Consider the following 12,321-nt stretch of genomic DNA (forward strand, 5'->3'; position numbering starts at 1 on the left):
CGGGGCCTTGCGGTGCCCGCGGCGCACGCGCCGAGCGGCGATCCCTGATCCGGCCCGGCCGGCAACGCGCCCCCGAGGCCCCGTGCCTTCGGGGCCGGGCCCGGTACTCGGGTGCGCCTCGGCCCGTGCGCACGCATGGCGGACCGGAAGGGCAAGGGCGCCCTGCGGCGGCACCGGGCGGGCTCAGCCGGAGTCGCCCGGCCGGACCAGCCCCGCCTCGTACGCGAAGATCACGGCCTGGGCCCGGTCCCGCAGGTCCAGCTTGGCCAGCACCCGCCCGATGTGCGTCTTCACCGTCTGCTCCGCCAGCACCAGGTGCCCCGCGATCTCCTGGTTCGACAGCCCGCGCGCGATCAGCTCCAACACCTCGGTCTCGCGCGGGGTGAGCCCCTTCAGCCGCAGAGCCGGGTCCTTGCGCGGCGCCGGGCGGTGCTGCACGAAGTCCGCGATCAGCCGTCGGGTCACCGAGGGCGCCAGCAGCGCCTCGCCCGAGGCGACCACCCGGACCGCAGCGATCAGATCGGCCGGCGGGGCGTCCTTGAGCAGGAACCCGGAGGCGCCCGCGCGCAGCGCCTCGTACACGTAGTCGTCGATGTCGAAGGTGGTCAGCATCAGCACCTTCGGCCGGTGTACCACCCCGGGCGGGGGATCGAGGATCTCCCGGGCGGCCGTGAGCCCGTCCATCTCCGGCATCCGTACGTCCATCAGCACCACATCGGGGTGCGCGGAGCGGGACACCTGCACGCCCTGCCGCCCGTCGGGGGCCTCGCCCACCACGTCGATGTCGGCCTGCGCCGACAGCAGGGCGGCGAACCCGGCCCGCACCATGGCCTGGTCGTCGACGATGATCACGCGAATGGTCAACTGGGGTCCTCGGTCGGATCGTTCAGGGGCAGCCGGGCGGCGACGCGGAAGCCGCCGTCCGGCAGCGGGCCCGTGTCGAGCGTCCCGCCCGTCAACCGTACGCGCTCGCGCATTCCCACCAGACCGTGCCCCGTGCCCGAACTCTCCAGCTCCACCACGGAGTCCCGCGCCGGACCGTTGACCACGAGCACCAGGACCTCGTCCTCGTCCACCGTCACCGAGACCCGGGTGGCGGCGCCGGGCGCGTGCCGCACCACGTTGGCCAGGGCCTCCTGCACGATCCGGTACGCCGACAGGTCCACCGCGGGCGGCGCCGCCCCGGCCGCCCCGGCCGCCAGCGACAGCTCCACCGGCTGCCCGGCCCGTACGGTCGCCTCCACCAGCTGCTGGAGCCGGTCGATCCCCGGCTGAGGGGCCCGCGCCCCGTCGGTGCCGTCCGTCCCGTCAGATCCGCCCGCGCCGTCGCCGCGCAGTACGGTCAGCAGCCGCCGCATCTCGCCCAGCGACTCCCGCGCGCTCGCCGCGATCGCGGCGAACTCCTCCCGTACGGGCTCCGACATGCCCGGAACCCGATACGGCGCCGAATCGGCCTGCACGGTGATCACCGACATGTGGTGGGCCACCACGTCGTGCAACTCGCGTGCGATCCGGGCCCGTTCCTCCAGCAGGGTCCGCCGGGACCGCTCCGCCTCGCTGATGCTCTCCTGCTCGGCGACCCGCTGCTGCGCGTCACCGACCCCGCGCAGCGCGCCCGTCAGGACCAGCATGACGCCGCTGAGCACGAAGAGCAGGGCGTTGGTGTTCATCACGCCCGCGGGCTCGGAGAAGCCCAGGACGGTACCGACGAGGCCGGTCACCAGCCACACCCCGACCAGGGTCCGGACGGGCTCGCGCAGCCCCAGGCAGGCCATCAGCACCAGGTAGCCGACGATGGTCATCGGCGGCCACGGCCAGGAATGCCCGGCCATCTTGTCGGCACCGACGAGCAGCACCGCGGCGACGGTGTCGGCGGCCAGGACGACGATCCAGGCGTGGAGCGGCCGGGTCAGCGCGAGGAGCAGCGGCACGGTCTGTGCCACCCCAAGCGCGCCCGCCCAGCCGCCGCCGACCCCGTAGTCGTCGGTCAGCACCGTGATGGTCACCGGCAGCAGGGTGACGACGAAGATGCCGACGACGACGAACGGCAGCGCCCGCTGCCACCGCCCGGGCGCCCGGGCGAACAAGGGCTGCGCCGCCCCCGCCGGGGTGCGCAGCACGACGGCGAGCCGCGCCAGTGCGCCGGGCATCCGGGCACCGGCCGCCGGGGAGGGACGGGTGCGTTCGCGAGTACGGCCGCGCGGCCGGTTCCGGGGTTCGTCGCTCATGATCGGACCAGCCTATGCGCCGGAGGCCCCGGAGGCCCCGGAGGCCCCGGACGGCCCGGACCGCCCGGAGGCGGGTGGGGCTAGGCTGCGTGCAGTCGATCATGGGGGATACGGGCATGGGTGCCGCGGCGGCGTTGGAGAAACTGGTGCCGGTGCTGCTGGCGTTCGGCGGCGGGGTACTGCTCGCCCGCCGGAAGATCGTTCCGGCCGAGGCCTCGAAGGTCTTCTCCGACTACGCCTTCCTCTTCGCCGTCCCCTGCTACCTCTTCGGCAACATCTACGCCAGCGACCTCGGAGCCCTGTTCAACTGGCGGGCGATCGGCGGCTATGCCGGGGCCGCGGCCCTCGCCGTGGCGGCGGTCGCCGTGGCGGCGGTCGTCCACGGCCTGCGCGAGCCGCGCGACGTGGCGCTGCGGGTGATGGCGGGGGTCCAGGTGAACACCGCCTACTTCGCCGTACCCGTCTTCATCACCGTGTTCGGCACGGCGGCGCCGATCTTCCCGATCCTGCTGTTCCAGGTCTGCGTACTGTCCCTGGTCGTCATCGCCCTCATGGAACTGGGCCGCGCGGGCCCGGCGGCCGGCGGTCCGGGCCGCCGCCTCTCCCGCGCCGTCGGCGCCTCGCTCGCGACCCCGCTGGTCCTCGCCTGCAACGCGGGGATCCTGCTGAACCTGCTCTCGGTACGGGTCCCGGCCGTCGTCCTGGACGGTGCCGCCTTCGTCGGGGACAGCGCCTCCCCGGTGGCCCTGTTCGCCCTCGGCCTCCACCTGGGCGGCCTCGGCCTCGACCTGCGGGGCACCACGGGCGAGGAACTCGCCCTCATAGGCTTCAAGTGCCTGGCGTTCCCGCTGCTGACCTGGGCGGTCTGCGGGCTGCTCGTCGGCGTCCGGGGCGAGTGGCTCGCGTACCTCGTCCTGATCGCGGCGATGCCGACCCCGCAGAACCTGTTCATCTTCGCCCAGCGCTACGACGTCGGCGTCGACCTCTCCGCGTCGATCGTCATCAAGAGTTCGCTGGTGTCGCTCCTGCTGCTGCCGCTGTGGCTGCAGGTCGTGGCCGCGTGAACGCCCGTGCCACCAGCCCCGGCCCCGGCCCGGCTACCGGGTTCCGGTCGAGACGGGCTCGAGGAAGAAGAGGCACTGGTCCGCGTTGAACCCGCCCACCTCGGCGACGAAGTGGAACCGGTCGCCCGGGCCGACGGCGGCGGGCACCTTCTCGCCGGTCAGCTTCAGGTCGAGGATGTTGACGTCCTCGTACTTGAAGGCCGGGCCGGCCGCTGTTCGCGGCCCCTCGTCGCCCGGGCCCAGCAGGAAGTCGTAGCGGGTGTCCCGGTCACCGTGGGGCGCCATGTGCACGATCGACCCGTCGAACGCGACCGTCCGGCCCTTGTGCCCGGTCGCGAAGTCCAGGTTCGCGTCGTCGCACGAGTCCGCCTTCAGCAGCGCCGCGAACTCGGGATTGTTCTGAGGCGTGATCACATCAGTGGCAGCCGGCCCGGGCGAAGCCGAAGCGGAAGCCGAAGCCGGGGCCGGCGCAGCGGAGGGCTTGCCGCTCGCAACGGCCGTCGACGTGCCCGACGCGTTCTTCTGCTCGCCTCCGTCGCCGTCCTCGAGCACAGCGGCCGTGGCGATGACGCCGGCCAGGACCACGAGGACGGCGACCACCGCGCCGATCAGACGCCACGGCGGGGGCGTCTTCGGCCGACGGAAGTCGAGGCTGGAGCGCAGCATGCCCTGCGTCCGGTCGACGAGTTCCCAGCCGTCCTTCTGCATCTTCGAGATCACCGGGCCGTCGGCGCCGCGAACCGTCCGCACGGTCTTGTACTCGTACTCGTGCTCGATCTCGTCGGCCATGCGGCTCCGCGTCCCCCGATCGGACTCTTCACACCAGATGCCTCGCGAGCATAGGGGACTCCGCGAAGAAGGCGGGGCCGTGTTCAGGTGCCGGACGGGGCCGAACCGCCCGAGTTCAGCAGGGTCGAGCCGAGCTGCGTCACCGTATGGAGGGCGGTCTTCCGCTCCCGGGTGAGGGTGGTCAGCCCGGCGGCGCGCAGCGTGGTGGCATGCTCGCTCGCGCTGGCCGGTGAAATGCCCGCCCTCCGGGCGAGCTGCGTGGTCGTGCACGCCGGATGGTCGGCTATTACGCACAGCACGACCGCCCTGGTACGGCCCAGGAGCGCGGACAGGGCCGGTGGCACAGGAGAATCGGCCCGGCGTGGATCGGCCGGGGGAGCCCACAGACCGACCGCCTCCACCGGGGTGTTCAGCGCCGGATACACCATGACCACGGTGCCGGACCAGTCGTCGTCGAACACCTGGGGAACCGGACCGCAGAACACCGACGGAGCCAGCACGAGCGGACGACCCGCCAGGTGGAAGTCGGTCTCCGGGTGGACCAGCGGCCGGTAACCCGGGATCTCCAGTACGGGCGGCTTCCACACGGCCATCGGGCGCAGGCTGTCCAGCAACGCCCCCACCCCGCCCTCCACCATGAGCCGCCCCCGCCGGGCCACTTCCCCCTCCAGGTGCCGTTGGATCCGCCCCCAGTACGGGGCCACCGCGACGCGGTGGCAGTCCTGCAGCGAGGCGACCAGCCTGCGCACCGCCCGCGGGTCGGCATTCATCGCTTCGGCCAGCCACGGCGCCCGCCACCTGTCCCTGGGCGGAAGCACGGCGAACTCCGCGCGCAGCCGACGGTCCGGCGCACTGCTCAGGCGCTGCAGCCCCTCGTCCAGGGAGCCCGCCGAGCCCACCAGGGTGAACAGATCCACCAGAGCTCCGGCGGGACGGCTGAGGAACCGTGCCGTGTCCGGCCCGTCGCTGGTGACCAGCGGGCCCGTGCGCGTACGCCAGCCGCCGAACAGCGCCTTGCCGTCACGCCGCTGCAGGTTCCACAAGCTCAGCTGCGTCTCCGCGAGCGGACCCAGCACCGTGACCCTCACCAGCGCCAGATCCTCCGCGGCGAAATGAAACCGCAGCACGTCCACCCCCTCGCCCGCCCCTTTGGGCGATGCTCCCCACCGCCGTCGATTCGGGACAGACCGAAACGAGTCGACTGCTCTTCCGGCCCGGGTGAATCCTGTTCGGCGAGGGGCGGGATCCGGGGCCGTCCCAGGGGAGGCACACATGTTGGCCGAGGAATACGGGTACGCGATATCGCCCACACCGGCGGCACAGGTGCGGGGCGTGGCGCGCAAGGCGCAGAACGCGCTGGAGCCGGGCTACGCGAGCAGGATCGCCCAGGGCCTCGCGGGCGGGATCGTCGTGACGGTGGCGATGATGGTGATCTTCCACATGCCCTTCGTACTGGCCGGGATGAGCGGCGCGATCGGCTTCGCCGTCGTCTGGCCCACCGAGCTGGGGGCCCGGAGGAAGCACGCGCTGAAGACGCTGGAGCAGGAACCGTGGCAGGTGTGGCCGTGCCGACTGGAGGGGGAGGCCAGTTCGGACAACCAGGCGCTGGTGGGGGCCCTGGTCCAGCTGCTGGCACCGGACCGCACCCCGGTCGCCGCGTTCCGCGGGTCCATGTCCCCCGAGGACTGGCTGTCGGTGCGCGACGGGCGGGGCGTGGTCTGGTTCTGCGGGGACCTGCGGGTCGGCGGCTGGATCGCGCTGCCCGCCCGACCCGCGTCCTCGCTGTTCCGGGCCGTCCCGGCGCCGGACATCCTCGGCGCCGGGACGCCGACGACCGGCGCGCTGGTCGGGCTGGAGGACGCCGCCATCGCGATGGCCACCAACGAGACCGTGTGGGCGTGGATCGGCGAGCCGTAGCCGCTCGGGACGGTTCCGGCCGAGGCCGGTGCGCCGCGCACCGGCCTCAGCCGATGGCCGCCAGGACACGGTCCGGGGTGAGGGGGAGTTCGCGGATCCGGCGTCCGGTCGCGTGGTGGAAGGCATTGCCGATGGCCGCCGCGGTGCCGACGACGCCGATCTCGCCGATGCCCTTGCCGCCCACCGGGTTGAGGTGCTCGTCGTGCTCGTCCAGCCAGTGCACCTCGATGTCGGGCACGTCGGCGTGGGTGGGTACGTGGTAGGAGGCGAGGTCGTTCTCGGTGAAGTCCCCGAAAGCCGGGTCCATGGTGCTGTGTTCGGTGAGGGCCATGCCCAGCCCCATGACCATGCCGCCGACGAACTGGGAGCGGGCGGTGAGCGGGTTCAGGACGCGGCCCGCCGCGAAGACGCCCAGGAGCCTGCGGACCCGGACCTCGCCCGTGACGGTGTCGGCCTGCACCTGCACGAAGTGGGCGCCGAACGCGTGCCTGGCGTACGGGGACTTCTGCTTGGCGGAGGCCGTCGTATCGGCCGCGACGGACACGCCGGCCTCCGGGATCGGGCCGGAGCGGCCGGCGAGCAGGTCGACCAGGCTCGTGCAGGCGTCGTGGACCGCCCATCCCCAGGAGGCCGTACCGGCCGAGCCGCCGGCCACCGAGCCCTGCGGCAGCGCGGAGTGGCCGATCTCCACCGTCACCCGGTCCAGGGCGACCCCCAGCGCGTCGGCGGCGATCTGAGCCAGGACGGTGCGGGCTCCGGTGCCGAGGTCGGTGGCGTTGGTCTGTACGAGGTACCTGCCGTCGGGGAGGGCGTGCGCCCGTGCCGAGGAGGGGGCGACGTACACCGGGTAGGTGGCTGCCGCGACCCCGGTGCCGATCAGCAGCGGGCCGTCCCGGCGCGGCCTGCGGTGCGCGGCCCAGCCGAACCGGGCGGCCCCCTCGCGCAGGCACTCCACCAGATGGCGGCTGCTGAACGGGAGGCCGCTGTCGGGTTCCGCGGCGGGCTCGTTGCGGACGCGCAGCTCGACCGGGTCGATGCCGAGGGCGCAGGCCAGCTCGTCCATGGCCGACTCCAGGGCGTACATGCCTGGACACTCGCCGGGCGCCCGCATCCAGGAGGGCGTGGGCACGTCGAGGGGCACGACGCGGTGGGTGGTGAGGAGGGCGGGCGCGGCGTACATCACGCGGGCGGGGACGGCGGCCTGTTCGACGAACTCCCGGACGCGGGAGGTGTGGGTGGTGACCTCGTGGGCGAGGGCGGTGAGCGTGCCGTCCGCACGGGCGCCCAGGCGCACGCGGTGCAGGGTGGGCGCACGGTGGCCGACGACGGCCGCGAGGTGGCGCCGGGGCAGGGCGAGGGTGACGGGGCGGCCGGTGTGCCGTGCGGCCATGACGGCGAGGACGACGTGCGGGCGGGGCGTGCCCTTGCAGCCGAAGGCGCCGCCGACGTGCTCGGAGACCACCGTGACGCGGTCCGCGGGCAGCCCGAAGAGGGAGGCCAGGGTGGAGCGTACGAAGCCGGACCCCTGGCTGGAGTCGTACACGGTGAGGGTGCCGGCGTCGTCGTCCCAGTGAGCGGTCGCGGCGTGGGGCTCCATGGGGTGGTTGTGCAGCGGCGGCACGGCGTACGCGCAGTCCACCCGGACCGGCGCGGCGGCGAACGCGGCGGCCGCGTCGCCCTTCTCGCGGTGGGCCGGATAGCCGCCGTTGACCTGTTCGGGGGTGTAGGCCGCCGGGTGGCCGGTGTGCAGCACGGTGTCGTGGGGCTCGGCGTCGTAGCGGACGCGGACGGCGGCGGCCGCGGCCCGGGCGGCTTCCGGGGTCTCGGCCACGGCCAGGGCCACGTACCAGCCGCGGTGGGGCACTTCGGGGTCCTGGAGCACGTGGAGGGTGGGGTCGTCGGAGGGCCCCAGCCGGGGCGCGTCGTAGGGGGTGAGGACGCAGAGGACACCGGGCAGCGCGAGCGCGTCGGCGGTGTCGACGGCGGTGACGCGGCCGCGGGCCGCGGTGGCGGGCACCGGCCAGGCGTACGCCCGGTCCGGCAGGGCGTGCTCGGCCGCGTAGCGGGCCCGCGCGGTGACCTTGTCCGGCCCTTCCAGGCGGATGACGGGGCTGCCGAGGGAGGGCGCCGGGGCGGCGGGGCTGGGGTCCATGGCGGTCCTCGCGATCGGGGCGGGGGCGGGGGCGGGGGAGGGGCGGGGAGGTGAGGGGCAGGGCGGGGAGGTGAGGTGAGGTGAGGGGCGGAGGGACGGTTCAGGGGCGGGAGCCGCGGGAGAGGGCGTTCCCGGAGAGGGTGTCGAGCACGTCGCGGGCGAGGTTGCGGGCGAGGGGGACCTTGAAGGCGTTGTCGCGCAGCGGCTGCGCCGCGTCGAGCTCGGCCGCGACGGCCTCCCGTACGGCGCTCTCGGTGAAGGCGGCGCCCAGCAGCCGCTCCTCGGCGGCGGTCGCGCGCCAGGGGCGGTGGGCGAGCCCGCCGAAGGCGAGCGCGACATGGCGGACGCGTCCCCCGGAGAGGTCGAGCACGGCGGCGACGGAGGCGAGCGCGAAGGCGTACGAGGCGCGGTCGCGGGCCTTGCGGTAGCACGACGGAAGACCGGCACGGTCCGGCGGGAGCGTGACCGCCGTGAGGATCTCGCCGGGCTCGATGACGGTGTCGCGTTCGGGGTGGTCGCCCGGCAACCGGTGGAAGGCGGTCGCGGGCACCGTACGGGGGCCGTCGGGGCCCTGGAGTTCGACGGCCGCGTCGAGCGCGACGAGCGCCACGGCCATGTCGGACGGGTGGGTGGCGATGCACTGCGAGGAGTGGCCGAGAACCGCGTGGTCCCGGTGGACTCCGTCGCGGGCGCCGCAACCGGTGCCGGGCTCGCGCTTGTTGCAGGGTTTGGCCACGTCCTGGAAGTAGGGGCAGCGGGTGCGCTGGAGCAGGTTGCCGCCGGTGGTGGCGACATTGCGCAGCTGGGCCGAGGCACCGGCCAGGAGCGCCTGGGACAGGGCGGGGTAGCGGGTGCGTACGAGGGGGTGGCGCGCGAGGTCGCTGCCCCGCACCCCGGAGCCGATCCGCAGGCCGCCGTCCGCGGTCTCCTCGATGGAGCCGAGCGGCAGGCCGGCGAGGTCGATGAGGGTGTCGGGGGCCTCGACGCCGAGCTTCATGAGGTCCACCAGGTTGGTGCCGCCGCCGAGGTAGCGGGAGCCGGGCCGCGCGCCGTGGGCGGCGATGGCCTCGGGGAGGCCGGTGGCGCGCACGTACGCGAACGGCTTCACGCGCCCACCCGCCCGTCACCGGGAGCCAGGGCGGCCACCACGTCCTGTACGGCGTCCACGATGCGGGGGTAGGCGCCGCAGCGGCACAGGTTGCCGCTCATCGCTTCGGCGATCCCGGAGCGGCCGAGGTCCGCGGCCCCGGGGTCGGCGGCCGCCTCGGCGAGCAGTCCGGCGGCGGAGCAGAGCTGGCCGGGCGTGCAGTAGCCGCACTGGAAGGCGTCCCGTTCCATGAAGGCCTCCTGCAACGGATGCAGGCCGCCCGTCTCGTCATCGGCCAGCCCCTCCACGGTGGTGACCCGGGTACCGTCGTGGGCGACGGCGAGCAGCAGGCAGCTGTTGGCGCGCCGGCCGCCGACCAGGACGGTGCAGGCGCCGCACTGGCCGTGGTCACAGCCCTTCTTCGCGCCGGTCAGGCCGATGTGCTCCCGCAGCAGGTCCAGGAGGGTGACGCGGTGGTCCACGTCGAGCTCGTAGCGACGGCCGTTCACATGCAGCCGGATGCCGGAGTGGGTCTCCTGCCTTGGATGCACCACTGTTGCCCCTTTGCCCGGGAATATCGATAGACCTTCCTCGGATAACCGGCGGGGGCGGATCTCACACCTCCTGTGTGGGACAAGCGGGTGCCCGGCGGCGGACGCGCGGTGCCCCCGCGCCCCTGTCGGGGCACGGGGGTGTCAGGGGCGGGCGCCGGTGTCAGGGGGTGCAGTTCACGGTGCCGGCGCGCAGTGCGTGGCCGCCGTCGTTGGCGTCGTCGGACCATAGCACCGGCTTGCGGCCGGCGGTGCAGGTGGACTGGGGGGCGATGGCGAAGCCCTCGTTGTTGTAGTTCGGCATGCCCGTCGGCCGGTCGTGGACGGCGGTCGCGGTGAACCTGCCCTGGGCGTCGATGCCGAGGACCGAGGTCCGGCCCTGGCAGGTGTCGTCGCAGGCCGCCCACAGGTGGCCCGTGGCGGGCTCGAACTCCAGGTCCATCACGCCGGTGAAGCCGCTGGCGATGGTGGCGACGCGGGTGTAGCCGCCGCCCGACAGGTCCAGGGCGTAGGCGTACACGGTGCCGTTGGCCTCGACGCCGGTGAAGAACAGGCCGCTGCCGTGGCCGGGGTAGGACGCCGGGTCGTAGACGGCGCCGGTGTGCTCGTCACGGAAGCCGTGCGCGGTCAGGAACGAGTCGGGCACCCACGAGAGGGCCTCGGGCCCGGCATTGGCCGCCAGGGAGGGCAGGTCGGCGGTGAGGTTCCACTCGGCGGTCGCGTTCAGCGAGGAGGCGCTGGAGGTGGTGTCGTAGCGGAGGATCTTCGGCAGGCTCGTGGAGCCGTTGCCGTTGTCGCGTTCGGTGGCGACGAACAGGCCGTCGGGGGTGACGACCACCCCCTCGGCGTCGGGGTCGCCGCTGCCGTTCGCGTAGTGCAGGGCCTTGCCCGCCGCCCAGCCGCCGACCGGGTCGGGACGCCATGCCGAGCCGTTGGGCACGAGCCGGTAGAGCTTGCCGGGCCCGTTGTTCACCGCCCAGAGCACGCCGGCGCTCTCGAAGGACAGGCCGCTGAGGTTCTCCCCGAACACGTTGGAGGCGTCCGCGACGGTGACCGCGGAGTCGCCGGGCCAGGGTCCCGGTGCGGGCTGGCCGCCGCCGGAGGTGCCGCAGATGTTCGCGGCACCCTTGGACGCGGCGGTCGTGGTGGTGAACGTACCGGTGCCGTCCGGGCACCGGCCGTAGCTGGTCGTCGCGTGGGCGGTCCAGGCGTAGGAGTCGACCAGGGTGGAGCCGCCCGCCGTGAACAGCCGCGCGGAGTCGGAGCTGCCCAGCCCGAACGAGGACTCGACGTCGAGAGCGAGGAAGGCACCCGGGGCCAGCGAGGTGTTCTTGGCGATCGTGTAGGAGTGGGAGTTGTCGTTGTCCTTGACGACCCACTTGGAGATGTCGACCGCGGTGGTCCCGGTGTTGACGAGCTCGATCCAGTCACCGGGGCTGCCGCCGCTCGACTCGACCTCGTTGATCCGCACCGTCGGCAGGGTGTGTGCCGAGGCCGGCGCACCGGACAGGCCGACGGCCAGGACGGTCAGGGCGACGGCGATGATGTGGGCTTCTCTACGCCAGTTCGTACGCAACGGCCGGTCCTCGTCTCATGGGTGGGCAGGTGAGCGCGCCCGCGCTCCCGGCGAAGCGTGGGGCACGGCGGCAGCCGCGGGCTGAACACGCCGCGAACAGCGCGGGTAGCCCAAAGAACGGGCCTGCTCTCCTCGCTCCTCGCACCGACTGCTCCCCGGCTCCGCCTGGCCGTCCGCGGGGCCACCAGCGGGGCCGGGGCACAGTCGTTGTCCGCGTGCGAGCACGGCCGACCGGCTTCGGCACGGCTGTCCGGCCGGGAAGGGCGTGGAGCGTTGGCCGCGGGAGCGGACGGGCGGAGCGTGCTGGTGACGGGACGGCGACGGGAGGCTTCGGCCGGATGATCGTGTTCCGTCCGGCGGGAGCGTGCTGGGACGTGATCGCCGGTGCACGCGATGCGGACAAGGCCCGCGACCTCGCGGCGGATGCCGCTTCTCCCGCTGGCACCTCACCCGCGACCGGCTGCGCACCGGACTGCCCCCTGACCGGCGCCGACCTGGGTGCGGCTCTCCCGGCGGAGGCCTCGCCCGTGCCGGGCATGACCGGTTCGGTGTTCCTCGCCAACTCCGCGGGATGGCCCGCCGCCACTCCTTACGACCCTCACCACGCCCCCGACCACCCCGAGGCCCTCACGTTGACTCCGAGGCCCTGCTGGGTTCCTTCGTCGACCCCGACGTCCGGGCGGGCCAGTGGCTCAAGGAACAACACGTGGACGTCCGCGACCTCGAACCCGCCTGCGTCCACCAGTCGTCCGTGCCCCGCGCACCGGGAACGCCGCCGCTGCGACCGTGACCCTCCAACTCGCCCACGCCGCCGCCCACGACCGGCTGGCCCCGGGCGAACGGGTGGCGCTCTTCGGCCTCGCCGGCGGCGCCGGCGGCGCGGTCGTGCTGCTGCATTGGTGACACCCCAGGCGTCTCCTGACGCGGCCACCGGGGTGACGGCCGCCGCGGCCGTCA

At 73.8% G+C, this 12,321-nt stretch carries 11 protein-coding genes; 3 read left to right on the forward strand and 8 right to left on the reverse strand.

The features are described 5' to 3' along the window. Window positions 1-183: 183 nt before the first annotated feature. Both ACXNSR_RS37385 and ACXNSR_RS37390 read right to left on the reverse strand, forming a co-directional pair. Window positions 184-864, reverse strand: a complete 681-nt coding sequence (locus ACXNSR_RS37385) for a response regulator (protein ID WP_458639782.1) — start codon at window positions 862-864, stop codon at window positions 184-186. Then, window positions 861-2,228 (reverse strand): sensor histidine kinase, encoded by a 1,368-nt coding sequence (locus ACXNSR_RS37390; protein ID WP_458639783.1) that lies wholly within the window; start codon window positions 2,226-2,228, stop codon window positions 861-863. Before ACXNSR_RS37390 ends, ACXNSR_RS37385 begins: the two co-directional genes overlap by 4 nt. 116 nt (window positions 2,229-2,344) lie before the next feature. Here ACXNSR_RS37390 and ACXNSR_RS37395 point away from each other — a divergent pair, with 116 nt between their 5' ends. Then, a complete protein-coding gene (locus ACXNSR_RS37395; RefSeq protein ID WP_458639784.1) occupies window positions 2,345-3,292 on the forward strand; it encodes an AEC family transporter in 948 nt (315 codons plus the stop codon). Window positions 3,293-3,325: 33 nt separating this feature from the next. Here ACXNSR_RS37395 and ACXNSR_RS37400 read toward each other — a convergent pair whose 3' ends face one another. Next, the gene (locus ACXNSR_RS37400) at window positions 3,326-4,081 is read right to left on the reverse strand and encodes a DUF4839 domain-containing protein (protein ID WP_458639785.1); all 756 of its coding nucleotides are present in this window, start codon (window positions 4,079-4,081) and stop codon (window positions 3,326-3,328) included. 83 nt (window positions 4,082-4,164) lie between these two features. Beyond that, complete coding sequence (locus ACXNSR_RS37405; RefSeq protein WP_458639786.1) at window positions 4,165-5,208, reverse strand: MarR family transcriptional regulator; 1,044 nt, start codon at window positions 5,206-5,208, stop codon at window positions 4,165-4,167. A gap of 145 nt (window positions 5,209-5,353) precedes the next feature. On the opposite strand from ACXNSR_RS37405, the gene ACXNSR_RS37410 reads away from it, so the two are divergent. Continuing rightward, window positions 5,354-5,998: a hypothetical protein gene (locus ACXNSR_RS37410; RefSeq protein ID WP_458639787.1), complete on the forward strand. Its 645-nt coding sequence runs from the start codon at window positions 5,354-5,356 to the stop codon at window positions 5,996-5,998. Window positions 5,999-6,044: 46 nt separating this feature from the next. On the opposite strand, the gene ACXNSR_RS37415 is transcribed toward ACXNSR_RS37410, so the two are convergent. From ACXNSR_RS37415 to ACXNSR_RS37430, 4 genes are all read right to left on the reverse strand, one after another. Further along, window positions 6,045-8,150, reverse strand: a complete 2,106-nt coding sequence (locus tag ACXNSR_RS37415; RefSeq protein ID WP_458639788.1) for a xanthine dehydrogenase family protein molybdopterin-binding subunit — start codon at window positions 8,148-8,150, stop codon at window positions 6,045-6,047. Window positions 8,151-8,250: 100 nt separating this feature from the next. Beyond that, on the reverse strand, window positions 8,251-9,258 hold the full coding sequence (locus ACXNSR_RS37420) for an FAD binding domain-containing protein (protein ID WP_458639789.1): 1,008 nt from the start codon (window positions 9,256-9,258) through the stop codon (window positions 8,251-8,253). After that, window positions 9,255-9,788 carry a (2Fe-2S)-binding protein gene (locus ACXNSR_RS37425; RefSeq protein WP_458639790.1) on the reverse strand — a complete coding sequence of 178 codons (534 nt, stop codon included), beginning with the start codon at window positions 9,786-9,788 and terminating at the stop codon, window positions 9,255-9,257. The genes ACXNSR_RS37420 and ACXNSR_RS37425 overlap by 4 nt, the downstream gene beginning before the upstream one ends. Before the next feature lie 163 nt (window positions 9,789-9,951). Beyond that, on the reverse strand, window positions 9,952-11,364 hold the full coding sequence (locus ACXNSR_RS37430; protein WP_458639791.1) for a lamin tail domain-containing protein: 1,413 nt from the start codon (window positions 11,362-11,364) through the stop codon (window positions 9,952-9,954). Between the two features lie 687 nt (window positions 11,365-12,051). Between ACXNSR_RS37430 and ACXNSR_RS37435 the strand changes: the two genes are divergently transcribed. Next, complete coding sequence (locus ACXNSR_RS37435) at window positions 12,052-12,267, forward strand: 3-oxoacyl-[acyl-carrier-protein] synthase III C-terminal domain-containing protein (protein ID WP_458639792.1); 216 nt, start codon at window positions 12,052-12,054, stop codon at window positions 12,265-12,267. Window positions 12,268-12,321: the final 54 nt, after the last annotated feature.

The sequence above is a fragment of the Streptomyces sp. NC-S4 genome, from assembly GCF_054353315.1.